Here is a 25595-nt window from a genome sequence, read left to right as displayed (position 1 = left end):
ACAGCCTCGCGCTGGTAACGGACGGGTAATGCCGCCTTCGTACCGTCCGCCGTCCGCTGACGTCGGCGGGCCGTGAGGAGGCATCACGATGACCCCTGTCCCCACTATCCCTGTCGTCGTCCGAGTGCTCGGTGGTTTCCGGGTGGAGCGGGGCGGCCGGACCGTTGCCGAGCAGGACTGGCGGCGGCCCGGGGCGCGGCGTCTCCTGAAGGCGCTGGCTGTCTCGGACGGGCAGCGGATGGACCGGCGGATGCTCGCGGCGCTGCTGTGGCCCGAGGCACTCCCGCAGGCTGCGGACCGCAACCTGCGGGTCGCCCTGCATGCGGTGCGCCGCACCCTGGAACCCGAACTGGCTGCGCGTGCACCGTCCTCGTACCTCCACTCGCAGCCCGGCGGGATGCTGGCGCTCGATCCGTGCTCGGTCCGGGTCGACTACGCGGAGGCCCTCGCGGCGGCCCTGCCGGAGCGGACGGCACGGATGCTGACGCACGGGTTGCTGCCCGGTGAGAACGAGGCGTTCCTGCGCGGTCCGCGCCGTGTACACCAGGCCGCGCGGCGGCGAGCTGCGGTCGCCCTGGCCGGGAGCGGGCCCGAGGCGGTCGGGCTGCTGCGTGACATGCTCGCCGTGGATCCGCTCGCGGTCGATGTCTGTCGGGCTCTCATGGCGGAGCTGCTGGCCTCGGGCCGGCACACGGAGGCGACGGAGTGCTTCCACACGCATCGGCGGGAACTCGCTGAAACCTACGGCCTGGAGCCCGACGCGCACCTTCGGGAGCTGTTCGGGCGTGCCGTCGCGAAAACCCCGGCCCCTCAGCACCGTGCGGACCCGCCACGTGAGTTCGTCGGTCGTGAAGCGCTGCTCGGTACGGTGTGCACGCTGTTGCGCACGCCCGCCACCTCGGTGGTCGAGTTGACCGGTGATCCCGGGATCGGTCTGACCCGCCTCCTGAATGCCCTGGGTGACCGGCTGATGGATCACGAGGCCGTGGTGCTTCGGTCGTCGGAGCGTGTGCCGGCCGCTCACGGCCCGTACGGCGCGGTCCTGGCCTGCGTCGACGGGCACGCGGCGCGACTCGACGCCACCGGCCGGGCGACGCTCGCCCGGGACCATCCCGGCATTGCCGCGCTCCTGCCCGGCCTCGGCGGCCGTCCGGATCGCGCGGCCTCTCAGGTCGAAACGCAGGTGATGGCGCTGGCCCGGGACCTGGCCCGCAAGGGGCCGGTCGTCTGGCTCATCGACGACACGGAGCGCCTTCCTCCGGCCGGGCATCGTTTGCTGGTCAGGCTCGCGAGGGACCGAGGGGCATCGGGCGGAATCGTGGTGGCGCATCGCGGCCGCAGGCCGTTGTTCCCGCATGGGACGGCGCGGTGCCTGCGTGTGCCTCCGCTCGGCGAACGTGACTGTGCCCGGTTCACCGGCGTGGGGGACGGCCCCTCCGCTGCGGAGGTGTTCCGTCGCTCCGGCGGGAATCCGCTTTGGGCGCTGTCCGCCATGACCGGCGACGGGGAAATGGTGCGGCGCAGGCTGGGCCGGGAGTCGCCGGATGTGCGGCGTGCCGTGGAACTGATCGCACGGCAGTCCCCTGGCCGCGCTCCGGGAACGTTGCGCGGCGTGGATGAGGCGCTCCGGCTCGGCTGGGTGCGAGGGGGACGCGGACGACCGTACCGAGTCGCCTCGGAGGTGGTGCGGCGAGCTGTCGCCCCGGTCCGTCGCGACACCGGCTTTGCGGCGCACATGCAGTACCGCCCGGCGGAGGTCGCAGGAGCAGCTGCCGCCCGCACCGACGCGGACGGCAGCCGACCTGCTCGGCTCCGGGCTACTTCAGTGCGTAGGCCCGGGTGATCGTCTGGACCGTGCGGTTGCCCGCCGCGTCCCAGACCTCGGCCTTGAGCGTCACGAAGCCGTTCGTTTCCGAGAGCTTCGGGGCGCGATATGCGGCCCGGAAGGAATGGCCGTCGGTGCGGTCGACGTCGGCCGACTGCCAGGTGGCGCCATCGTCGTAACTGACGGAGACCTTGGCCCCTGCCATATCGGCCGACCCCTTGTAGCCCTTGGACCGGGAGGCGTCGACCGTGAGGGTCTGCTTGCCGCCGGCCGCCACCTCGTTGCGGACGTCCGCCGTCATGCCGTAGTCGAGGAGGACGACGGGCAGAGCCGCGCACGTGGTGGCCTTGGGCATGGTGACCTTGCAGTCGTCGACGTCCATGCCGGTGGGCGCGGCCGAGGTGAAGCTGTACTCGGTGCGGGACTTGGTGCCGAGCCTGACCCCCTCGTAGTCCTTGCTGCGCCCGCTGTCCTCGACGAACCGGTAGTCGGCCTTCTGCGGCACCATCAGCGCTCCGGTGTCGGTGATCTTCTCGCCGTCGCGGTAGAACGTCCACGTCCGCGCGCGGTTGCTCTTCAGGTAGTGGTCCGAGTCGCCGTCACCGCCGAGCTGCGGCCCGAAGACCGTGCCGACGTCGGAACGGCAGAAGTTGCAGGCGTAGTCGGTGTGGTTGGCGGGGTGCATGACGGGGCCGAACCAGTGCTCGTCGGTGACCTGGCCGGGCCGGTAACTGTGCGTGCTCTCGTACATGGATGCCGGGTAGTCGGTGCGGGCTGCGACCGCCTGGCTGTAGGTGAGGGTGGAGGCGGCCCGCACGTACTCGTCGCGTCGGTGTCCCTGCTGGACGAACTGTGACGAGCGGACGGACGTCATCGGGTACGCGCCCCAGGCGTTCATCGTCTGGTAACCGACACGGTCGACGCCGTCGGTGTGGAAGGTGTTCTTGATCTTCGCGAAGTCGCCGGGGCCCGGGGTGACGGTGAGGTCGTCCGGAAGGGCTCCGTGGTAGTCCCATTGTCCGCCGTACGTGTAGCGGGACTCCTCGACTCCGTCGAGGGCGACGGTCGTCCGTCCCTCGGAGACCGCCGCGGTGAGTTTGAGGCCGTCGGCGTGACCGATGGCGAAGTAGGGGACGTTCACTCCGGTGACGACGAAGCCCTGCGCCGAGTCGTCGGCGGGTGCGACGACGACCGCGGAGGCGCCTGCGGAGGCGACGGCGCGGATCCGGGCGCCGACTCCGGTCATGGTGTCGGTGTGGAGCAGGGCCGCCTTGCCCGTCAGGGACTTGCCGGCCAGCTCGTCGGCGGTCCCTGCGCCGACGTCGGCGACGTCGTACGTCCTGGTGCCGTCGAACCGCTTGAGGTAGCTGGATGTCTTGGCTGTCAGGGAGAAGGTGTCGGGCCGGGTGACGGTCGCCCTGACGAGGGGTTCGCGCTTCGAGGCGTAGAACGAGGCGCGGATGTCACCCGTGTCCGGCTTGCTCCACGGGATGGCGCCGACGTGCTGGTCCGACCAGTTCTGAAGGCCCGCGTAGCCGACCGTCGACCGGCGGCCGTCCGCTGCGGTGCGGGTGACCTGGTGCGAGAAGTCAGAGGCTTCCAAAGCGCCTTGCGCCTTGGAGACCCGGATGTCGAAGTCCTTCGCCCGGGCCGCGTCGATTGTGGCCGTCGTGTCCTTGCCGTCGAGGTCGATGTCTCCGACGTTGAACAGATCCGCTGCTCCGTCCGTCGAGGCGTGTTCCCCGCCGCCGGAGATGACGACACCGGTGAGCGTGTAGTGGCCCGCGGGCAGGGCGACCTGCTGGTGTCCGCCGTAGAGGTGCAGGGACTGGAAGGTGTTGTTGTCCAGACCCATGACCAGGATGTCGACACGGCGCGGAGCGGCTCCGTCGCGGCCCTTCGCGTCGAGTGTCAGGTCGTAGCGCTTGGGCTCCATGCTGAATCCGAAGACGGTGTGGGCGCTTGCGCCGTCCGCGGCCGTGGCGACGACGCGGCCCGTGTAGCGACCCGCCGTCACGCCGTTCGGGTCGAGGGTGACCGGCACCTCGACAGTGCTGCCCGCGGGCACGCCGACCTTGCTGCCGGGCAGGGTCAACGCCCCTTGCGGCAGGGACCCGGTGGCCTCGGCGGAAAGCGTCACCTCGCGGTCCGTGGCGGTCGGGTTCGTCAGCTTCAGGGTGCGGGTCTGCTTCTCGTGAGGGGTGTCCTGGTGCTCCACCAGGCCGAAGTCGGCGCTGCCGGACAGCTCCAGGGTCGGGTCCAGCGCGGCTGGGACGTCGACGCGTCCGTTGCCCTGCTCGTACACGGTATTGGTGGCGTTGGGCTTGGCGTGTGCGGTGAGGGCCTCCTTGATCCGCTGCCCCGACCAGTCGGGATGGCGCTGCGCGAGGAGGGCCGCGGCGCCGGCGACGTGCGGGGTCGCCATCGAGGTGCCGCTGAGTGTCGTGTAGTGGTCGCCGACCGGGGTGCCGAGGGTGGTGCCGGCCGCACGGGCCGCGACGATGTTGACGCCGGGAGCGGTGATCTCCGGCTTGATGGCGTAGTCGCCGATGCGCGGCCCTCGGCTGGAGAAGTTGGCGAGTGCGTCGGAGCGGTCCACGGCCCCGACGGTGAGGGCGGAGTCGGCAGTGCCGGGGCTGCCCACGGTCTGGGCGGCGGGACCCGAGTTGCCCGCCGCGATCACGAACAGGGCGCCTTCGGCGCTCAGTTGATCGACGGCTTCGGTCATGGCGTCGCCACCCGCGGTGGCCGGTCCGCCCAGGCTCATGCTGACGACATCGGCACCCTGGTCGACGGCCCACTGCATGCCGGCGATGATCTGCGAGTCGTTGCCGGAGCCGCTGTTGTCCAGGACCTTGCCGACGATCAAGTCGGCGCCGGGGGCGACGCCCTTGTACTTCCCGTCGGAGTTGGCACCCGATCCGGCGATGGTGGAGGCCACGTGCGTGCCGTGGCCATGGCCGTCGGTGACGGACTGGCCGGGTATGAAGCTCTGGCTGGCGACGATGCGGTCCTTGACATCGGCGTTCGTCGGGTCGACCCCCGTGTCGAGGACGGCGACCTTGGTGCCCTTGCCGTCATAGCCCTTGGCCCACGCCTCGGGTGCGCCGATCTGCGGCACGCTCACGTCGAGGGACGCCTTCGCCTTGCCGTCGTACCAGACCCTGGCGACGCCGCTGCTCCCGGGCGTGGTTACGGCCTTGCCCTTGCGGGGTTTCTTCGAGACGGGCTTGACCGCCCTCCAGAAGGCTCCGGCACCGTCCTTCTCTACTCGGACACCCGTCATGTCGACCTGGTCGGCAACCATGTCCCGTTCGGAATACGGGAGTTGGTCGGCTCGCTTCTTCAGTGCCGCGGCTGTCGGCCGGTCGGGGTAGGAGAGGATGACGGGCAGGGTGTCACTCTTCGCGTCGGTGTAGCCGTCCTTCACGAGTTGCGTGATGTTGAAGAGACGCTTGTCCAGAGCCCGGGAGGCGATCCCGTCAATCGCGTCGGACGGGAAGACGTACAGGTCCCCGTCGGGCCCGGTGACGGTCTGGAAGGTCTTGCCGGTGCCCGGCGCGGCGTGCGCGTCGACGGCCTGCCGACCGTCGGGCGCGGTGGTGAGGGTGACGGTGTCCCCGGTGACGAGGGTGATGTCGGCGGACGTCCCCTTCTTCTGCTGGGGTTGGACGATGCCAGTGGCGGGAGGGGCCGCCTGTGCTCCGGCGAGCCCGGTCAGGGCGGGGAGCGAGGCGGTGACGGCGACGACGGCGGCGGTGGCCAGCACGCGTCTGGACGTTCTGCCTCGAGCAGAGTGCTGCACTTGTTCTCCTCCTGGATTGGGGCGGAGGACCGTGAACTCCCGTGTCAGGGCGTTGAGTTGAGCCCTCGCGGAATGACGCTGAACGGTCCGTTCCGGGACGTTAGCGCGGTGACGGTGCGTGAAGAAGAGCAGGTGACGGCGCATTCGTGACAGGGTCACCTATGCGTCAGGTGTGCCGGACGGCCGGTCGTGTGCGCCGTCGAAGGTGACCCAGTCATGCCGTGCCGCATACCACCCCAGTTGCATACGCGAGTCGACTCCCGCCCGGTCCATGAGGCTGCGGGCTCGCCGCAGCACGGTGCGGCGGCCGACACCGAGACGACGTCCGATCACTTCGTCGGTCAGCCCGCTCAGCAGGAGAATGAGCAACTGGACATCGGCGGCATCGAGTTCACCGGGCGCGGTGCCCGACGCCTCGACAGGTAACCCGTCGGCCCACAGTCGCTCGAAGAGTTCGACCAGCGCGTCGAGGAGTGGGCTGGGGTGCACGAGAGCGGAGCCACCAGGCCCGCCCAGCCCACCGTCGAGAGCGGGCAGAATCGCCAGCTCCCGGTCGACCACCACCATTTTAATGGGCAGCGACGGGGCAAGACGGGCCTGCTCGCCCGCGGCGACATAGCGCTGGATGCGGTCGAGCCCGCCGGGCCGCTCCACCGCACGCCGGTCATAGACCGTGCGGTAACGGACCCCCGCGGCCAGCTGCTCGATCTCGGAGCTGTTGTTCAGGCTGAGGTAGGGCGGCTTGTCGAACATGAGCACCTCGCTGCGGGCCCTGCGCTGGATCTGGTCCAGACGCTGGCGCACCGCCTCGTCCGGGGTGAACTCGACCGGCAGACCTTCGGCCTGCTCCCGGGCGCTCCTGCGGTAGTCATCGGCGAGACGGCCGATCGCGACCCGTGCCGAGTGCAACTCCTGCATCCTGCGCAGCAGCAGTACCTCGCCGGCTATGTCGGGCGGTGCTGCCGTGACGTGGGCGCGGCTGTCTGCCGACACGGTCACGAGCCCCTTCTCCGCCAGCCCTCGCACCGCGATCTCGACGTCGGTGGAGTGCAGCGCGCACAGCGCGGGCAACTCCTGGATCCCGCACGAGCCCTGCCGCACCAGCTCCGCGTACACCGTGGTCTCGACGTCAGTCAGTCCCAGAGCTTCGAGCACAGTGTGTCTCCCCTCTCGTTCCGATCACAGTGCGCGTCGACGCGGTGAGGTGAGAAGACGTACATCCGCGCGGGGAGACATCGAGTAACACGCCAGTAACGGTTGTCCGGACCATGGGCGTTGAAGAAGGGACGCACAGGTTCCGGGAATCGCTATGGTGGGCGCAATGTCAGGACGGGCCGCATCGGGAGACTCACCGCAGCTCCGCGTCTTCCTGCTCGGCGGTTTCCGCGTCGAGCGCGCGGACGGTGTCCCTGTTCCCTCTCGCTGGCGTCGCGGCGCCGCGCAGACCCTGGTGAAGCTCCTGGCGGTGGCGCCGGGGCTGCGGCGCCACCGGGAGCAGGTCATGGACCTGCTCTGGCCGGACACCCCACCCGACGCGGCGGTACGCAACCTTCGGGTCGTGCTGCACGCCGCGCGACACGCCCTGGAGCCCGATCTGGCGCCTCGAACACCGTCCTCGTTCCTGCTCGGCGACGGCGAGCTGCTGCTGCTGGCACCCGGCCGCGTGTGGGTCGACGCGGACGAGGCCGAGGCATCCGCGCGTACGGCGTTGGCCGAGGGTGACGTTGCGGCACTGGCGGCGGCCCGCTCGGCCCTCGGCCGCGAGCTCCTTCCGGAGGACCGGTACGCGGAGTGGGCGGAGCAGCGACGGGGCGAACTGGTCGTCCTGCGTGACCGGCTGGTGCCCGCACAGGCCCGGCGGCTGCTGTCCGCAGCCCGTACCTCCGATGCCGTGGACGTGCTGCGATCGGCACTGGAGGACAGCCCCGCCGACGAGCGTCTCGGGCTGCTCCTCGCCCGCACGCTCGTCGACGCGGGACAGCCCCGGCAGGCGATCCGCCAGTACCACGCCTCCCGTGAGGCGCTCGCGGACGAACTGGGCGTGCGGCCGGGCCCGGACTTCGAGGACGTGCACCGCGCGGCACTGTCCGCGCTGGACCGCAGGCCGCTGCCGAGCGCCACCCGTCAGCCGACGGTGCTGCCCGCGGCGATCCGCCGCCGCGAGCCGCACCCGCTGGTGGGTCGTGAGCGCCCGCGCTCCCTGCTGATCGAGCACGCCACGACCACCGTCGGCAGCCCGCTCGTCGTGGTGCGCGGTGAGGCGGGCATCGGCAAGACACGCCTCGTCGCCGAAGCCGCGCGCGCGGCGGCCGGAGTCGGTGTCACCGTGCTGTGGGGCTCCGGGCACGATGCGGAGGGGCACACGCCCTACGGTATGTTCGCCGATGCCCTGGAAGGCCGTCTGGCCCAGTGCGACCCGGCCGAGCGGGCCCGCGTCGGCGCGGAGCACGCAGGGCTCGCCGCGCTGGTGCCCTCGCTCGGCGGCGCTCCTCCGGTGGCCGGTCCTGAGGAGGAGCGCGCCCGCCTGTTCCGCGCAGTCAGCGGATTCCTCACCGATCTCGCGGGTGGCGCCCCGGCGTTGGTGGTGCTCGATGATCTGCACGACGCCGATCCGGGATCGCTGAGCCTGCTGCACCATCTCGTACGGGGAGCGCAGACGCGACCCTGGCGGTTCATTGCGACGTACCGGGACGACGAGCTGACGCAGGACGCCCCGGCCGCGCAGACGCTAGGCGGGCTGCTGCGTCGGGGCGCGGCCGTCGAGGTGGACCTGTTGCGCCTGGGCCGCGCCGACTGTGCCGCTCTGTCCGCCGCCGTTTCCGGGCCGGAGCCGGATGCGCGGACGGCCCGCCGGGCCCAGCACCGCATCTACCGACTCTCGCTCGGCAACCCCCTGTTCGCACTCGAGCTGGCGAGGAGCGGAGTGACGGCGGACCCGGGCACGGCGGCCGCCCCGGCCGGGAACGAAGTGCCTTCCGGGATACGCCACCTCGTCTCCGAACGGCTCGCGGCCCTCCCTGAGCCCGCGCGACAGATCCTGGGTGCCCTGTCGACGGCGACCGGTACCTCGGTGTCCCTGACCGAACTGGAGGAAGTGGCCGCGACCGGACTCCATCCCCCACTGGCCCCGGGCCACGTGGCGGCCGCCCTGGGCTCGGCGTCCGAGGCCGGCATCGTCGAGGAGCGCGAGGTGGTACTGGGCGGACGCACGGTCCTCGGGTACGCCTTCCGGCATCCGCTGGTGCGGCTGGCCTGCGCGGAGCGGCAGAGCGGCGCGATACGGCGCCGGCTGCACCGCGCGCACGCCGACACCGTACTGCGGGTGCGCCCGGACGCCGTGGACCTGATCGCCGCGCACATGACGGCCGCCGACCATCCGCGAGCACATGAGTTCCTGCGCGCGGCGGCCGAGAGGGCGGCGACGCTGTTCGCCAACGACAGCGCGTGCGGGTACTACGCCGACCTCGTCAGCCGTCTCGACGGCCCCGAGGCAGCGGCCGCCCGTCTCGCGTGGGGCGAGGTGCTGCGCAGGGCGGCCCGGTTCCACGAGGCGGAGACCGTCCTGCGCCAGGCCCTTGCGCACTACGTGCGGGCGCAAGACGCGTCGGGGACGCTGCGCGCGGCGGCCTCCCTCGCGGAAGCGCTGGGCAGGGCCGGGCGGCCCCTGGACGGCCTTGCAGTACTCAACGAGGTGGCGCGCTTCGAAACTCACGGGACGCCGGAGGACAGGGCCGCGCACCGGATGGCGCGCGGCGCGCTGTGCTTCAACGCGGGACGTTACGAGGCCGCCTTGGCCGCACTGCGCCGGGCCGAGACGTACCTGGGCGCGCCCGGGGCGGACCACCAGGCGCTCCTGTCACGCCTGTTCACCATCCGCGCGGCCTGCCTCATGGCCACGGACCGCACGCAGCACGCCCGCGCGGCGGCCGACGAGGCACTGCTCGCGGCCGACGCGTCCGGGGACGCGGCCCGGCTGTCCGGTGCGCTGTCCGTCGTCGGGGAACTGGCCCGCGCCGACGGTCGGTGGGAGGTGGCACGAGACTGCGCCCGGCGGGCCGTCGGGCTGGCCCGCCGCACCGGCGACCCCGCGGTGATGGCCTTCGACCAGGGCAACCTCGCCGTGGCCGAACTGCGCGTCGGGGCACTGCACCGCGCGACGTCCCTGGCCGAGTCGGCGGTGCGCGTCGCCCGCTCGCTGGAGGAGTCGTGGGTTCTGCCGTACGCCCTGGTGGCTCTCGCCGAAGTGCACGTCGGGTGCGCCAGGTACGACGGGGCACGAAAGACCCTGGACGCGTGCGAGCGGGCCGTGGCCCGTACTGACGATCCTCAGGTGCGGGCAGGGCTGCGCCGGGTGCGGCTTGAGCTGGCCGCGATCACGCACGGGGGCGAGGCGCAGCGTGGTAATGGCCGGGTAATGCCCGCCGATTAGCGTCCGGGCCATGCCCCCCGCCACCGAACCCACCGAACCGGCGCACACCGTCATCGACGCGGGTGGCGAACCATGGCCGAGGATCCTCGGCCTGTTGGAACGCCGCCTCGGCCAGCTGCCCGACGCCGGAGTGGTGGAAGTGCACAGCGCGAATCCTGACGTGCGGGTCGGCGTACACGCCTGGTGCGGTTCCGGCACAGGCGAACTCCTCGAGGAGACGGTCACCGGCGAACAGGCCTGCTACCGCATCCGACTGTGGCCGCCGCCTTCCTCTGCCGCACCTTCCTCACTCCCGAATCCGGAGGCATCGTGACCCCATCCAGACCCCTCCTGCCACGCGGCAGGGCACGCCTCGCCGTCGCAGCGGCGGTGAGTGGCCTCTGCGCCTCACTGTTCGTGCCGACCGCGCAGGCCACCGAGTCCAGGACACTTGATGGCGCAGCACACTCGACCACCGTCACCCTCGTGACCGGTGACCGAATCACCGTGACCACGACCGCCGACGGCAAGAAGTCCTACGTGGCCGAACCCGCCGCGGGCTCTGCTCCGGGCACAATCCTGACCCGCACCGACATCGAAGGCGACACGTACTTCTACCCCAGTGACGTGATCGGCAAGGTCGGCAGCGTTCTGGACCCACGGCTGTTCAATGTCACGGAGTTGGTGCGCGACGGCTACGACGACGCTCACCGCGGCTCGCTGCCCCTGATCGTCCAGCACTCCAGGGACACACGACCCGCCGCACTGGCCAAGGACGGACCGCTGCCGGCGAAGCGCACCTTCCACTCCATCCACGCAAGCACCGTGACACTCGACAAGGACGACACGGACACGGTCGGCGAAGCACTCGACGGATCCGGTGCAGCCCTGAAGGGCGTGCGGCGCATCTGGCTCGACGGCCGGGTGAAGGCCGACGCTCTCGACCGGAACCTGACGCAGATCGGCGCCGACACCGCTTGGCAGTCGGGACGTACAGGCACCGGTGTGAAGGTCGCCGTCCTCGACACCGGTGTCGACAGGACACATCCGGACCTCGCGGGACGCGTCTTGGAGACCAAGGACTTCTCCGGGTCGGGCAACACCCTGGACAAGGTGGGTCACGGCACCCACGTCGCCGCGACGGTCGCGGGCAGCGGATCCGGGGCGCCCGCCCTGCGCAAGGGCGTCGCGCCCGACACGGACCTGGTCGTCGGCAAGGTGCTCGGCGACGACGGCTCCGGCTCCGACTCCCAGGTGATCGCGGGAATGGAGTGGGCGGTCGCGCAAGGCGCGAGAGTTGTCAACATGTCGCTGGGCAGCGGCCTGAGCAACGGCAAGGACGCGGTGACGACCGCCCTCGAGTCGCTCACCACCTCGTCCAAGACCCTGTTCGTGGTCTCGGCGGGCAACAACGGTCCTGGCATAGGCACGGTGTCGGCCCCCTCGATCGCGCCGCACGCCCTGTCCGTCGCCGCGGTCGACTTCGCGGGCGGCACCGCCTCGTTCTCCAGCCGCGGCCCAGCCGCCAACGGCACGGTGAAGCCGGAGATCGCCGCCCCCGGCGTGAACGTCGTGGCGGCTCGCGCCACCGGCACGAACATCGGCACCGTTCAGCCGGACCCGAACTACACGGCCCTGTCCGGTACGTCGATGGCGGCGCCGCACGTCACGGGCGCAGCCGCTCTGCTGGCCCAGGAACACCCTGACTGGTCGCCGGACCGGCTCAAGCACACGCTGATGGGCACGGCGAAGCAGCCGTCCGCCACGCAGTCGATGTATGACGTGGGCAGCGGTGTGGTCGACGTCCCGGCCGCGCTCGAGCAGACCGTCGTCGCCGACACCGGCGCGGTCGATTTCGGCCGGCTCGACTCCTCGGACGGCACCGCGACACGCACGGTCGAGCTCACCAACACCGGCTCTGAATCCGTCCGGTTGGACCTCTCCGGCACACTGGCGACCGCAGGGTCCACCACACCCGAAGGCCTGCTGAAGCTGTCCGCCTCGACGCTGACCCTGGCGGCAGGTGCCTCCGAGGACGTCACGCTCGACGTCTCTGCGGGCGGCACACCGACCGGCACCTACAGCGGCGCCCTCACCGTAACTCCGGCGGGCGGTGGCCAGGCGCTGCGCATCCCGCTGCTGCTCGACCGCGCCCAGAGCATCACGGTCAAGGTCCTGAACCGCGACGGCAATCCGGCGCCCGCCCAGGTCTCTCTGCTCAACGCCGACAACGGCACCGGTGGCAGCGTCACGATCGGAAACGGCGGCAGCCTCGCGCTGCGTATCCCGGACGGCGATTACCTGGGCCTGGCCAACGTGTCGATGAAGGTGAACGGAACTCCCGCCGTCGCCGTGATCAGTGCCGATCTGCACGCGGGGGACAAGGAGATCGTCTTCGACGCCCGCACCGCCCACCGGTGGACCGCGTCGGTCTCGGGGCGCGACACCCGCACCGAGTTCATGACCGGCAACATCAAGCGCACCACGGCGAACGGCACCTACTCGGTGACACACAGCATGCTCGCCGGCGGTGCCTACGGTCCCTTCGGACGCGATGCTCTGTGGATCTCACCCACCACCGGATCCCACCTCGGCAAGATCACGTTCAGTGAGCACTGGCGGCTCGCCGATGCCGGGAGCGACCAGTACAAGGGAGACAGCTCGGCCCTGTATGACCTTGCCTTCGGGCAGCGGCAGGTACCTGACGACCCCGAGCACCGGCTCACCGCGGACGACGTCGACCGGCTCGCCAAGGTGCGCACCACGTACCGGGGACTCAACGAGGAGTACCGCTACCAGGAGGGGAGCACCGTCTACGCGCCGACCATGACGGGTCTGAACGTTTCCTCGCCCTCGTACCTGAGCGTCCCGCGCGCCCGCACGGAGTACATCACCGCGAAGGACACCACGTGGCTGCGCTTCGGCTACCGAAACCGTTCCGGCATCTCGATGCGCTATCCGCCGCGCCAGTTCACGTACGAGCCGGGCACGCACACCCAGCACACCTGGTACACAGGTCCGTTCGCGGTCGGCGTGGCCGGGCAGATCACCGGAACAACCCTCCAACTCAAGGTCGACGACTTTGTCGCGCCCGACGGCGCAGTGAGCGACTACGGGGACTTCGGCTCGCCGCAGAAGTGGACGTCGTCGACACGGCTGACCCGGAACGGAACCGTGATCGCGGACCGGGGAACAGCCATCACCGCGACGCTGCCGGACGCGGGACGGGCCTCGTACCAGCTGCGCCGTACCTTCAGTGCGGGCGACGCCTTCCCGATGGGCGGTGAGGCGACTGCCACGTGGGGCTTCACCGCGGGTGGTGACGGCGAAGCGACCACGCCGGTACACCTGCTCAACGCCTCCGTGGACGCTCCGCTGGACAACCTCAACCGGGCCCGGGCCGACCGGCCCCTGTTGGTGGACGCCGCGGTCTCGGGCGCTGTCGGTGGGCTGCGTCCGGTGCAGGCCTGGGTGACCTCGGACGGTGGCACGCACTGGACGAAGGTGTCCGCTCACCGTGCCTCCAACGGGCACTACCGCTTCACGGCGCCGCGCTCCGCCCTCGTGTCCGGTGGATTCCTCGGCGTGCGGGTGAGCGCCGAGGACGAGGCGGGCAGCACCGTCGACATGGTGCTGCCGCGCGCGATCCCCGTGGTGTGAGTGAGTTCGACCCGGCGGACTGCACGCCCGCCGGGTCGAACTCCGCGAAGACGAGCACGAACCGCTCCCTCATACGCGACAACTCCGTGCGTGCGGAGAATCTCGTCCGCGCAGGTCATTCCGCTTGCGGCCGCTGCCAGTTGCGACGGGATGACGACCACTGGTGCTCCTGCGTCTCGCCTGTCTGACCGTGTCGAAATCCGCGGGCTGGGTGACCCAGGCGGTCAAGAACGCAGGGCCGCGTGCAGGCCGGGCAGGCATGCGGCGAGGGGACCGGTGGCTTCGCCGCGTACGTGGACCTCACGTTTCCTGCTGCCGGGCCGGGACAGTAACCGCGGTGAGGAGAACACCATGACGTGCCTGCCAGGTGCCGTGGAAGTGGTCCAGACGGGTGCCGTCGACGACGGGGCCGGGGACGAGCAGCCTGGCGTGGAAGGTACCGGCGTCCGGGTGGATGGTGATCTCAGCCTGTTCGAAGTCGAGCCACCGACCGGTCAGCGGGTACCAGGTCTTGTACACGCTCTCTTTGGCGCTGAACAGCAGCCGTTCCCAGCAGATGTCCGCGCGCCGCAGAGCCAGGTCGGCGAGCCGGTCACGCTCCTGGGGCAGTGCGATCAGCGGCAGGATGCCGCGGTCTGGCAGGGCCTCGTTCGGCTCGGCGTCCAGGCCGACCGACGCCACCTTCGTACGGTCGGCCACGGCGGCGGCCCGGTAGCCACGACAGTGAGTCAGGCTGCCCACGACCCCTGTGGGCCACGACGGGGCGCCGTGCGGCCCCTTCAGAATCGGCACCGGGGGATGCCCGAGACGCACGAGTGCCGTGCGCGCGCACGCACGGACGGACGTGAACTCCCGGCGGCGTGCCTCCACCGCGTTCGCGACGAGCGCCTCCTCCCCGGGGAAAAGCCGCTGGTCCGACGGATCGTGGAAGAGTTCGGCGTGGACGACGGCGGCCGGGAACAGCGCTGGGGCATCGATCACCGGTGCCCCGTACGGCTGGCGCCGTCCAGTACCACGGGCACGTGTCCTGGAGACCCCGGACGAGGCTGCCACTCTCGTGGGTAGCCCAGCGATACCTCCTGGAACGGTACCCCGTCGTGCCAGGTGGTGCGGGGGATGTGCAGGTGCCCGTAGACCACGGCGCGGGCCCGGAAGCGTCGGTGCCAGTCGGCGGTGTGTTCGGTGCCGCACCACAGGGCGAACTCCGGGTAGCGCAGTACCCGGGTGGGTTCGCGGATCAGTGGGTAGTGGTTGACGAGCACTGTGGGCAGGTCGGACGGGAGCGCCGCGAGACGTTCCTCCGTGGTCTTCAGCCGTGCCCGGCACCACTCGGCGCGTCCGAGGTAGGGATCGGGATGCAGGAGGAACTCGTCGGTGCATACGACGCCCGCGTCGTGCGCGACGGTCAGGGCCTGCTGTTCGGTGGAAGTTCCGCGGGGGCGGAACGTGTAGTCGTAGAGGAGGAACAGGGGAGCCACGGCGACCGGGCCGCCGGGGCCGTCCCAGACGGGGTACGGGTCCTCCGGAGTGAGAACGCCGAGTCGTCGGCACAGTTCGACCAGGTGGTTGTAGCGGTGGACGCCGCGGGCTTGGACAGGATCCTCGGCCACGGTCCACAGCTCGTGGTTGCCCGGTGCCCACACGACGGTGGAAAACCGGTCGCGCAGCAGGGTCAGGGTGCTCTCGATGTCCGTCGACAGCTCTCCGACGTCCCCGGCTATCAGTAGCCAGTCGCAGTCCGACTCCGGCCGGAGCCGCTCGACGATCTCGCGGTTCTCCGGATGCCGGACGTGCAGATCGCTGATGGCGAGCAACGACATCCTGACCTCCCTCCCTCCGCGACATGGTGACTTCTGCCCGGACCCTACGAGGGCTGCCCGGACGCGGGAACCCCTGACTCGCCGTGGGGTTCCCCGGCCGCGCAGGGGAGTACCGGTGACCCGCGACGCGGGGGCCGGTTAGGGGAAGCTAGGGGTTAATCCGTGCAATGCGCGCTCGTACGCTCTCGGACAGACCGCGATGCGATCTGGATCCGAGCGTAAGGAGAGTGCCGTGGACCCCCTTTCGCTTCTCGTGGGTGCCGGTATCGCCGTGACCGGCTTCCTGGCCGGCCGGTTCGGAGGGCGTCGGCGCACCGCGGAGCGGCCTGAGCTGCCGGAACCGGTCTGCACCTGCGGCCACGGGCTCGCCTACCACGACCAAGAGAGCCAGGCGTGTCACGGCCTGGTCAAGACCCCGGTGGAGTTCGACAAGGTGTATGGCGCAGTGGACTTCGAGATGAGGCAGTGCACCTGTCGCCGCTACGTCGGGCCGGTGGCGCTGGAGACGTTCTACGCCCCCGAGATCACCGACTGACCGCGGGCACTCCATGCGTGTACTCTTCACGGTCTTCGCGGCCAAGACACATCTGTACAACCTGGTGCCGATGGCCTGGGCCCTGCGCTCGGCCGGCCACCAGGTCTGCATCGCCAGCCAGCCCGACCTCATGGACGCCGTGTGCGGCAGCGGCCTGACCGGTCTGCCGGTCGGCGACGAGCTGCGGATGGGAGGCGGGTCCCGGGGACCGACCGCGCAGACCTTCCAGGGCGTGAGCGGTGACATGGTCTGGGCGGACCCGGAGGACCTGGGCTGGGAGAAGGCGCTCGGCGCGTTCACCGTCGGCTGCTCGGTGCAGTACGAGTACTTCGCGGGCGGCGCGATGCTGGACGAACTCGTCGAGTTTGCCCGGGACTGGCAGCCGGACCTGGTGATCTGGGACGCGCTGACGTTCGCCGGCGCGATCGCGGCCCGTGCCTGCGGGGCGGCCCACGCCCGGATGCTGTTCGGCCTGGACTACGTTTCGCGCACCTACCAACGCTACCGGGAGCTGCTGCTCCGGCAGCCGCCCGAGCGGCGCGACGACCCGGTCTCGGACTGGCTGCGCGGCCGACTGGACCGCTACGGCCTGGACTTCGAGGAACCCGACGCCCTGGAGCTGATGACGGGGCAGTGGTCGATCGACCCGACGCCGCCCGGGATGCAGTTCCCGCTCGGCCTGCGGTACGTGCCGGTGCGCCAGGTCCCGTACAACGGGCCGGCCTCCGTGCCCGACTGGATCCACGAGCGGCGGACGCGCCCGCGGGTCGCCCTCTCCCTCGGCATGTCGGGCCGTGATCTGATGGGCGGCGACACGATCTCCGTGGAGCGGCTGCTCGCCGGGTTGGCGGACTTCGACATCGAACTCGTGGCCACCCTGAGCGCGGTGCAGCTGGCCTCGGTGTCCGCGCTCCCCGACCATGTGCGCGCCGTGGAGTTCGTCCCGTTGAACGAGCTCCTCCCCACCTGCGCCGCCGTCATCCACCACGGAGGCTTCGGGACGGTCGTCAACGTCCTGACGCACGGGGTGCCGAACCTGACCGTCCCGGCCCCCTGGTGGGACGAGGCCGACCTCGGGCGGCACATCGCCGAACGCGGCGCGGGCCTCGTCGTCGCGCCGGAGGCGCTCGGTCCCGACACCCTCAGGACCGGGCTGGCCCGGCTGCTGAACGAACCGTCCTTCGCCGAGGGTGCCGCACGGGTGCGCGACGAACTGCTCGCCGTGCCCAGCCCCCATGACCTCGTGCCGACCATCGAGGCGCTGACCGCCGAGCACCGGACCAGGCGATGAGCCGGGGCCGTCGTCGGTGTGCCGGTGCCGCCCAACGGAGACCCGAATGCGCGTCCTGTTCACCGTCTTCGCCGCCAAGCCCCACTTCTACAACCTGGTGCCGATGGCCTGGGCCCTACGGGCCGCGGGGCACGAGGTGCGTGTCGCCAGCCAGCCGGACCTGATGGAGGCCGTCACCCGGACCGGCCTCACCGGGGTGCCGGTCGGTGACGAGCTGAACCTGTCGAACTCCTTTGCCACCGGGGGCTCCCGAGGCGCCGAGGGGAGCGGCGCGACGTGGCAGCGGCTGAGCGGGGTCACCGAAACCCGTGCGGAGAAGCTCACTTGGGACTACGTCCTCGGCACCTTCACCATCGGCTGTTCCATGGAGTACGAGCACATGGCCGACCAGACGATGCTGGACGACCTGGTCCACTTCGCCCGGAGCTGGCAGCCGGACCTGGTGGTCTGGGACGCCCTCACCCTGGTGGGGCCGATCGCGGCCCGGGCCTGCGGGGCGGCGCACGCGCGGATGCTGTTCGGCCTGGACTACGCCTCCCGGATGTGGGGCACCTACCAGAGGTTCCTGGCCGAGCAGCCGCCCGAGCGGCGTGACGACCCGGTGGCGGACTGGCTCACCGGCAGGCTGTCGCGTTACGGCCTGACCCACGAGCCGGACCTGGCCACGGAGATGATGACCGGACAGTGGACCATCGACCCGACCCCGTCGTGGATGCAGCTCCCCCTGGAGGTGCCCCGGACGCCGGTGCGGTACGTGCCGTTCAACGGTCCCACCGCGGTGCCGGACTGGGTGCTCGAGAAGCCCTCCCGGCCGCGGGTCTGCCTGTCGCTCGGCATGTCGGGGCGCGAGCTGCTGGGTGGGGACAAGGTCTCGGTTGCCGGGGGCGCGTCGACCGAGGTGTCCTTCCACGAGCTGCTCGTCACCCTGGCCGGACTCGACATCGAACTCGTCGCGACCCTGAGCGCGGACCAGCTTGCCGCGCTCCCGGCCCTGCCGGACAACGTACGCACCGTGGAGTTCGTGCCGCTCAACGAGTTGCTTCCCAGCTGCGCGGCGATCATCCACCACGGCGGGTTCGGCACGGTGGGCAACGTCCTCGCCCACGGGGTGCCGAACCTGACCATTCCCGCGCCGTGGTGGGACGAGGCCGATCTGGGGAGGTGCATCGCGGCGCGCGGGGCAGGGCTGTTCCTCGACCCGGACGAGGTGACCCCAGAGGCGCTGCGGGACGGTCTGCGGCGGCTGCTGGAGGAGCCCTCCTTCCTCACCGGGGCCCGGCAGGTCCGGGAGGAGCTGCTGGCTACGCCGAGTCCCGCTGAGGTCGTGCGGGAGGTGGAGGAGCTGACTCGGCGTCACCGGCGTTGACGCGTCCGTTCCTCCAGGTAGTCCTCGACGCCGTCGAGCAGTCGGCGCAGTGCGAAGGTGAAACCGTGCGTGTCGCTGCCGGAAGCGTCGCCGGTCTGGAAGGCGCCCGTCGCGACGATGGCGGAGAGCGTCGGGAAGCGCTCGGGGTCCAGCAGGCGCTCCAGGGTCTGGGCGTACTCCGAGTTCATGTCCTGCTGGTCGACCCCGCTGGCCGCGGCGGCGTGCGCGACGTCCGAGGTGAGCCGGGCCAGGCCGGCGACGGCCCCGTTGAGGAAGAGGCTGATGGAGAGCATCTCGTTGTGGGTCAGACCGATGTCGCGCAGCGAACGCAACGAAGCCTCGAGCCAGGCGAGCTGGTTGGGGCCGACGGGCGGCCCGCTCACCTGGACCTGGAGCATCCAGGGGTGCTGCTGGTAGCGCTCCCACAGGGCCGACATCCACATCTCGATGCGCTCGCGCCAGTTCGCCGCCTCCGACAGGTCGGGCGGCGAGCTCGCGGCGGCGTCCATCATCACGTCGATCAGCTGGCTCTTGCCCGGGAAGTAGCGGTAGAGCGACATGGTCGTGAAGTCGAGCATGCCGGCGACGCGTTGCATCGACAGGGCCTCCAGCCCCTCGGCATCGGCGAGCTCTATCGCGGCTGCCACGATCCGCTCGGCGCTGAGACCGGGCCGGGGGTTCCGCTGCGGCTTGTTCCGGTCCCCCCACAAGAGATCGATGCTGCTGCGTGATTTTCCGTTGGAATCGCGTGTGGTCGCCATTGCTCCCCCTGTTTGGGTGACGTCTTAGTCGGTGTGTGTGTATGCTATAAACAAGCAGTGTGCGACGTAATCAGTTGTTGTCCGGCGAGGCTTGGAGGCGCACGTGGGCAACGGTTATGCCATTGAGATCGAAGAGCTTCGTAAAGATTTCGGGGATGTGAAGGTACTCAATGGTATCGATCTCAGGGTGGAACGTGGCAGCATGGTCGCGCTCCTCGGCCCGAACGGCGCGGGCAAGACCACGCTGGTAAAGATCCTGGCCACGCTGACCGGTGCCAGTTCCGGGTCCGCGAGCGTGAACGGCTACGACGTGACCAGACAGGCGGACGGCGTGCGCCGGTCCATCGGCCTGGTCAACCAGTTCATGGCGTTGGACTACGTGCACACGGGCCGGGAGAACCTGGTCATGCTGGGGCGGCTCCAGCGCCTCGGCATGGCCGCTGCCCGGAATCGCGCCGCCGAACTGCTGGAGCAGTTCGACTTGGTGGAGGCCGCCGACCGGCCGGTCACCACGTACTCGGGCGGCATGCGGCGCCGGCTCGACCTGGCCATCAGTCTCATCACCGCTCCGCCGGTGCTATTCCTGGACGAGCCGACCGTCGGTCTGGACCCGCGCAGCCGCATCGGCATGTGGGACGCCATCAAGGGCCTGTTGGCGAGCGGGTCCACCATCTTCCTCACCACGCAGTATCTGGAGGAGGCGGACCAGCTCGCGGATCGGGTGGCGGTCCTCGACCAGGGCCGGATCATCGCCCAGGGCACCGCGCAGGAGCTCAAGGACCGGGTCGGCAGCGAGCGCATGGAAGTCGCGTTCCCGACCGCCGAGGACTTCTCGGCCGCGCGCAGCTCCGTCGGCGAGGAGAGGGTCGGCTGGAATATCGATGAGATGAAGGCCAGTATCGCGGTGGACGATGTCGCATATCTGGTCGGAAAACTCGGTGAAATCGAACGGAGCGGAGCCCGAATAGGGTCTCTCGCGCTCATTAAGCCGTCGCTCGACGACGTATTCATGCAACTCACGCAGAAGACCGAGAGTCGCGAATCGGAAAGGGCGGGACAGAAGTGACCGTCATGTCTCAGGGCGCGGCCCGCGTCCCCCAGGCCGGAGGGTCGAAGATCTACTGGGCGATCAACGACGCCCGGGTCCTGACCGGACGCTACGTCAACCACATCCTGCGCCAGCCCGACGAGATCGTCACCTCGGTGATGATCCCCACCGTCATGCTGCTGCTGTTCCGCTACATGCTGGGCGGGGCGGTCGACGTGGGGTCGACCACGTACGTGAACTTCCTGATGCCGGGCGTCCTCACCATCGGGGTCACCCTTATCGCGGTGTCCACCACGACCGGGGTCTTCCTGGACATGCAGGAGGGCTTCGTCGACCGGTTCCGATCCATGTCGGTGCTGTCCGTCGCGGTCATCATCGGTCATGTCGTGGCGGGAGCGCTCCGCGCCGTCATCGGCCTCACCGTGCTGGTCGGCGTCGGGTTCCTGGTCGGGTTCCGGCCGTCGGCCAACCTGTTCCAGTGGCTGGGCGCCGTGCTGGTGCTGCTGCTGTTCGCCGTCGCCGTCGCCTGGGTCTCCGCCCTACTGGGACAGGTCGCCAAGAGCACCGCCGGCGCCAGTGGCCTGGCCCTCATCATCACGTTCATGCCCTACGCGAGCAACCTGTTCGCGCCGACCGAGACGATCGCCCCGGGCCTCCGCGCCTTCGTGGAGCACCAGCCGGTCACCGCGGTCATCGACACGCTGCGCGCGCTGTTCCTCGACCAGCCGCTGGGGAACTCCCTGTGGCTCGCGCTCCTGTGGTGGGGCGGCATCACCCTCGTGGCCATCCCGCTCTCCGCCCGGCTCTTCCGCCGGCGCTTCTCCTGAGGCACGGAGAGGAGACGCTGTGCACCCTGACCCCGCCCTCACCCCGGTGACGGAGGAGATCACCGCCTTCGACCTTCCTGTGACCGGGCGGCTGCCCACCGAACTCGACGGGAGGTACCTGCGGATCGGCCCCAACGCCCTGGGTCTGGAGGACGCCGCCGCACATCACTGGATGCGGAGCGAGGGGATGGTGCACGGCGTCAGGCTGCGCGACGGCCGTGCCGAGTGGTACCGCAACCGCTGGGTCCGCTCGGACGAGGTCCGCAGACGGCTGGGAGAGCCGGAACTCGGTGTCAGGCCCACAGCGGGCGCCGACTTCTCCTGCAACACGCACGTAATCGGGCACGGCGGTCGCACCCTCACTCTCACCGAGGGCGGTGCGGCCCCGCAGGAACTCTCCTACGAGCTGGACAGCATCGGACCGTGCTTGCTCGGCGCGACCCGGCCGGGTTTCACGATCCCCGCACACACCAAGCGCGATCCGCGCACCGGGGAACTGCACGGCATCTCGTACGTGGCGGGTTTCGACTTCGTACGGCACACCGTGCTGGACGCGGCCGGTGAACTGACGCACGTCCAGGACATCGAGATGGGCGGCAGTGTGATGATGCACGACTTCGCGCTGACCGAGCGCCACGTCGTCGTCTACGACTCGCCGGTCACCTTCCGCCCCGAGGCCCTGCAGGCGGGCGCCGGCGTCCCTTTCGCCTGGGACGACCGGCGGCCCGCCCGGGTCGGCCTGCTGCCGCGGACCGGCGGGGACGTCCGGTGGGCGGAGGTGGGCCCGTGCTTCGCCTCTCACACATTGAACGCCTACGACGACGGGCCGTATGTCGTCGTCGAACTGGTCACCCTCCCGGAGCGCTTCGACTTCGGGACGCTGACCGCCGACCGCTACGGGGTCCTGGACCGCTGGACCATTGATCCGGTGGCCGGCACGGTGCGCGAGGAGCGGATCGACGACCGTCCCCAGGAGTTCCCCCGGGTGAGCGAGTCCTTCGTCTCCCGGCGCCACCGCTACGGATACGCGGCCGCCACCGCGGCCATGTACCGGGCCTACGTGCCGCTCGACGGGCCGCTGCCCGACGCGGCGTTCGACAACGCGCTGATCAAGCACGACCTTCTGCGCGGCTCCTGCGAGATCCACCGGTTCGCGCCGGACGCCGCCGTGGGGGAGGCCGTGTTCGTGCCGGCCGAGTCCCCAGCGGCGGAGGACGACGGGTACGTCCTGGCGTACGCGCACGACCCGGTCCGCGGCGCCGCCGACCTGGTGGTGCTGTCCGCTCAGGACTTCACCGCCGAGCCGCTCGCGCGCGTCCACCTGCCGCGCAGGGTCCCCCTCGGGCTGCACGGCAACTGGCTGCCCGGCTGAGCGGTCCGTCCCGGCGGCGGAGGGGGACCGCCGCCGCCGGGACGGACCGCTCAGCCGCGTCAGACGATGTGGACGTCCGGCACGTAGAGGATCCAGCGGCCGCCGGCCTCCCGGAACGCCTGCTCCTTCGCCATGACCTCCTCGGCGTGGTTCCAGGCGAACAGCAGCGCGTAGTCCGGATAAGGGTCGGAGAACGCCTGCGGCGGGTGCACCGGGATGTGTGTCCCCGGGGTGAGTCTGCCCTGCTTCGAGGGGGTCGAGTCGCACACCAGGGGCACCAGATCGGGGCCTATCCCACAGTAGTTGAGCACCGTCGAGCTCTTCGCGGTGGCTCCGTAGCCGACGACGCGGTGCCCCTCCCGGGTCAATCGGCGCAGCAGCTCGACCAGTTCGGTCCTTATCGTCGCGACGGTGGCGGTGAACCCGTTCAGGGTCTCCGGCTCGGTCAGCCCCCTGGACTCCTCCTCGGCGAGGAGCTCGGTCACCGCAGCCGTCGGCCCGCGTCGGCCGGTGCGCGCGAGGGTGTAGCGGATCTGGCCGCCGTGCACCGGGAGTCGTTCGACGTCCACCAGGTCGAACCCGGACCGCCGTGCCATGGCGCGGACCGAGCGGGCGGTGAAGTAGTAGAAGTGCTCGTCGTAGATCTGGTCGAAGCTGGTCCGCTCGATGATCTCGCCGAAGTAGGGGTCCTCGAAGACCAGCACTCCGTCCGGCGCCAGCAGGATGTCGGCACCCTCCAGGACGGTGGCGATGTCCGCGACGTCGCACAGGGTGTTGGCGGCGTAGATGATGTCCGCGGGGCCCTCGGCGGTCCGTACCTCCTGCGCGGACGCGGTATCGAAGAAGGAGCAGTGGACCCGTCCGGCACCCTCTCCGGACGGCTCGAACGCCAGCTGCCGCACACCGGCGTCGCGGACGGTGTCCAGGACCACTCCGTCGTTGTAGCCGATCTCGACGAAGAAGGGGTCCGTCGAGGTGAGTTCGGCGGAAAGGAAGCGGCGGGCCGTCCGCTTGAAGTGCTCATGCATCACGGTCGATCCCGACGAATGGTAGGGGTAGCCCTTGTGAGCCCTGCGGCCCTGCGGGACCTCCTCCAGCAGCTGGACCATCGTGCAGGACGCGCAGACCCCTACGGCGAGACGGAAGCGGAACTCCTCCTCCGTCTCGCCGGGGGAGCGGAACGCCGAGGACAGCGGTTGCCGTCCGAAGTCGAGGAACTCGTGAACCGCTGCACTGCATACCCGACAACGCGACATGAGCGCGGACCTTTCCGGGGGCGTGGTGGATTCAGGCGGCGGACGGCTGCCCGGACAGACTGTGCAGGCAGGCGACGAGGCTGCGGGCCTGGATGTTGACGTAGTGGCTGTGCCGCAGCAGATCGACCAACTGGTGGATGGTCATCCAACGGAAGTCGGGATGGCCGGGCTCGGTGTCGTGGTCCGTCTCCACGATCATGTACCGGTTTCGCGCCTGGAAGAAGCGGCCGCCCTCCTCGGAGAGGACGACGTCGTAACGGATCCGCTCGGGCGGTGCGTTCAGCACCTCGTCCAGGAACATCGGACGAGCCGCCGCGGGCAGGTGGTCGAAGTTCGCCGGCGTGCACTGCACGGTGGGGGAGAGCTCGGCCCCGTCCAGGTAGCCGGGCTCGACCAGGGCGTGCACCAGCGCGTGCAGCACTCCGTCGATCCGCTTCACCAGGAAGGCGACCACGCCGGTGTCGTACGGCTTGATCATCGGCTGGGTCCAGTGCTGGACCTCACGGCCGCCGGCCTGTACGTCGACGGCGACGAGGTCGAAGAAGCGCCCGGTCTCGTGGGTGATGGAGTACTCGGTGCGGTGCCACTGCTCCAGCCGGTTGAGCGGCAGCTTCTCGGTGGTCACCTCCGAGCGGCTCCGCACCTCGGTGATCCACTTGAGGATGTCGTCCACCGTGTGACGGCTGCCGCCGGCCCCGCTGCACGAGCGGACCAGCGCGGAGCCGAACCCCTCGTCGTCGGCCGGGACGGGCACCAGGGGATCGGCACCGGAGAAGGGCAGGCAGGACAGCACCGTACGGGCGTCCATGTTCACGAAGTCGTCCTCCGCGAGGAGTTGGTGCACCTGGCCGAGTGTGAGCCAGCAGAACCCTTCCAGCAGTTCGACGTTCTCGTCCACCTGCACGACCATGTTCCGGTTGCGCTTGCGGTAGAACCACGACCCCTGCTCCGACTGGCGCACGTCCGTGATCAGCCGGTGTCGCTCCGGGGTCCGGAAGTACTCCAGGTAGGGCACCGCCCGGCCCCGGTGGACCCGGGTGTAGTTGCTGCGGGTCGCCTGCACGGTGGGGGAGAGCTGGAACCCGTTGACGTTGCCCGGCTCCACCTTCGCCTGCATCAGGCAGTGCAGCACACCGTCGAACTCCTTGACCAGGATGCCCAGGATACCGATCTCGGACTGGTTGATGATCGGCTGGCTCCAGTGCGGCACCGGGCCGTCCGGGATGTGCACGTCCAGGCCCTCGACCTGGAAGAACCGGGCGCTGTCGTGGATGAGGTTGCCGGTCACCGGGTGGCTGCTCCAGCCGACGAGGTCGTCCAGCGGGATGAGCCGCACCTCGCAGGGCGACAGGCGGGCGAACCCGTCGAACCACCAGTGGAACTCGTCCAGCCCGGTGAGCGGGCTGTCCCGCGTGTGCACCGACTCCGCGATCTTCGTCGCGATGGAATGGCTTCCGCCGGCCGCGGGGCCGACGGGACGAGCCGAAAGTTCCGTCATCAAATGCTCCTCGCTCGACGTCGCCGCATCAGACGATGTGGACGTCCGGCACGTAGAGGATCCAGCGGCCGCCGGCCTCCCGGAACGCCTGCTCCTTCGCCATGACCTCCTCGGCGTGGTTCC

17 protein-coding genes are annotated in these 25595 nt (G+C 70.2%); 10 read left to right on the top strand and 7 right to left on the bottom strand.

The annotated features are described in order from the left end of the window. Positions 1-88: 88 nt before the first annotated feature. Positions 89-1843 carry an AAA family ATPase gene (locus ACFU8W_RS35735; RefSeq protein WP_384046492.1) on the top strand — a complete coding sequence of 585 codons (1755 nt, stop codon included), beginning with the start codon at positions 89-91 and terminating at the stop codon, positions 1841-1843. Here ACFU8W_RS35735 and ACFU8W_RS35730 read toward each other — a convergent pair. Both ACFU8W_RS35730 and ACFU8W_RS35725 read right to left on the bottom strand, forming a co-directional pair. Further along, entirely contained in the window at positions 1818-5594 is a 3777-nt protein-coding gene (locus ACFU8W_RS35730) for a S8 family serine peptidase (RefSeq protein WP_384046489.1), read from the bottom strand. The genes ACFU8W_RS35735 and ACFU8W_RS35730 overlap by 26 nt on opposite strands. Positions 5595-5789: 195 nt before the next feature. Continuing rightward, entirely contained in the window at positions 5790-6785 is a 996-nt protein-coding gene (locus tag ACFU8W_RS35725) for a TrmB family transcriptional regulator (RefSeq protein ID WP_384046486.1), read from the bottom strand. Between the two features lie 166 nt (positions 6786-6951). Between ACFU8W_RS35725 and ACFU8W_RS35720 the strand changes: the two genes are divergently transcribed. The 3 genes from ACFU8W_RS35720 to ACFU8W_RS35710 all read left to right on the top strand — a co-directional run bounded on the left by ACFU8W_RS35720 (position 6952) and on the right by ACFU8W_RS35710 (position 13698). Next, positions 6952-10059: an ATP-binding protein gene (locus ACFU8W_RS35720; RefSeq protein ID WP_384046483.1), complete on the top strand. Its 3108-nt coding sequence runs from the start codon at positions 6952-6954 to the stop codon at positions 10057-10059. Positions 10060-10069: 10 nt separating this feature from the next. Further along, positions 10070-10372 carry a hypothetical protein gene (locus ACFU8W_RS35715; protein ID WP_384046481.1) on the top strand — a complete coding sequence of 101 codons (303 nt, stop codon included), beginning with the start codon at positions 10070-10072 and terminating at the stop codon, positions 10370-10372. Positions 10373-10524: 152 nt separating this feature from the next. Next, positions 10525-13698: a S8 family serine peptidase gene (locus tag ACFU8W_RS35710; protein ID WP_384046478.1), complete on the top strand. Its 3174-nt coding sequence runs from the start codon at positions 10525-10527 to the stop codon at positions 13696-13698. A 300-nt stretch (positions 13699-13998) separates the two neighbouring features. Here the strand turns inward: ACFU8W_RS35710 and ACFU8W_RS35705 are convergent, their stop codons facing one another. Then, positions 13999-14679, bottom strand: coding sequence for a 4'-phosphopantetheinyl transferase (locus ACFU8W_RS35705; protein ID WP_384046475.1), 681 nt, complete (start codon positions 14677-14679; stop codon positions 13999-14001). Continuing rightward, positions 14676-15518 carry a metallophosphoesterase family protein gene (locus tag ACFU8W_RS35700; RefSeq protein WP_384046472.1) on the bottom strand — a complete coding sequence of 281 codons (843 nt, stop codon included), beginning with the start codon at positions 15516-15518 and terminating at the stop codon, positions 14676-14678. Before ACFU8W_RS35700 ends, ACFU8W_RS35705 begins: the two co-directional genes overlap by 4 nt. Positions 15519-15750: 232 nt before the next feature. On the opposite strand from ACFU8W_RS35700, the gene ACFU8W_RS35695 reads away from it, so the two are divergent. The 3 genes from ACFU8W_RS35695 to ACFU8W_RS35685 are packed head-to-tail and all read left to right on the top strand — an operon-like array spanning position 15751 to position 18710. Continuing rightward, complete coding sequence (locus ACFU8W_RS35695; RefSeq protein WP_345509529.1) at positions 15751-16053, top strand: hypothetical protein; 303 nt, start codon at positions 15751-15753, stop codon at positions 16051-16053. A 13-nt stretch (positions 16054-16066) separates the two neighbouring features. Further along, positions 16067-17344: an activator-dependent family glycosyltransferase gene (locus ACFU8W_RS35690; protein WP_384046468.1), complete on the top strand. Its 1278-nt coding sequence runs from the start codon at positions 16067-16069 to the stop codon at positions 17342-17344. Positions 17345-17390: 46 nt separating this feature from the next. Beyond that, on the top strand, positions 17391-18710 hold the full coding sequence (locus ACFU8W_RS35685) for an activator-dependent family glycosyltransferase (protein ID WP_384046465.1): 1320 nt from the start codon (positions 17391-17393) through the stop codon (positions 18708-18710). On the opposite strand, the gene ACFU8W_RS35680 is transcribed toward ACFU8W_RS35685, so the two are convergent. After that, on the bottom strand, positions 18698-19471 hold the full coding sequence (locus tag ACFU8W_RS35680; RefSeq protein ID WP_384046462.1) for a TetR/AcrR family transcriptional regulator: 774 nt from the start codon (positions 19469-19471) through the stop codon (positions 18698-18700). The two genes, ACFU8W_RS35685 and ACFU8W_RS35680, sit on opposite strands and share 13 nt — an antisense overlap. 103 nt (positions 19472-19574) lie before the next feature. Here ACFU8W_RS35680 and ACFU8W_RS35675 point away from each other — a divergent pair, with 103 nt between their 5' ends. The 3 genes from ACFU8W_RS35675 to ACFU8W_RS35665 are packed head-to-tail and all read left to right on the top strand — an operon-like array spanning position 19575 to position 22718. Further along, positions 19575-20537: an ATP-binding cassette domain-containing protein gene (locus tag ACFU8W_RS35675; protein WP_384046459.1), complete on the top strand. Its 963-nt coding sequence runs from the start codon at positions 19575-19577 to the stop codon at positions 20535-20537. 5 nt (positions 20538-20542) lie between these two features. Continuing rightward, positions 20543-21346, top strand: a complete 804-nt coding sequence (locus tag ACFU8W_RS35670; protein ID WP_345509731.1) for an ABC transporter permease — start codon at positions 20543-20545, stop codon at positions 21344-21346. Between the two features lie 19 nt (positions 21347-21365). Continuing rightward, the gene (locus ACFU8W_RS35665; protein ID WP_384046455.1) at positions 21366-22718 is read left to right on the top strand and encodes a carotenoid oxygenase family protein; all 1353 of its coding nucleotides are present in this window, start codon (positions 21366-21368) and stop codon (positions 22716-22718) included. 59 nt (positions 22719-22777) lie between these two features. Here the strand turns inward: ACFU8W_RS35665 and ACFU8W_RS35660 are convergent, their stop codons facing one another. Then, a complete protein-coding gene (locus tag ACFU8W_RS35660; RefSeq protein WP_384046452.1) occupies positions 22778-23974 on the bottom strand; it encodes a class I SAM-dependent methyltransferase in 1197 nt (398 codons plus the stop codon). A gap of 31 nt (positions 23975-24005) precedes the next feature. Continuing rightward, positions 24006-25472, bottom strand: coding sequence for an NDP-hexose 2,3-dehydratase family protein (locus ACFU8W_RS35655; RefSeq protein WP_384046449.1), 1467 nt, complete (start codon positions 25470-25472; stop codon positions 24006-24008). Between the last annotated feature and the right edge of the window lie 123 nt (positions 25473-25595).

It is taken from the genome of Streptomyces sp. NPDC057565 (assembly GCF_042801455.1).
GTDB lineage: Bacteria > Actinomycetota > Actinomycetes > Streptomycetales > Streptomycetaceae > Streptomyces > Streptomyces yanii.
Note: the sequence above shows the minus strand (reverse complement) of the source record. Positions and strands in the feature narration are given on the sequence as shown.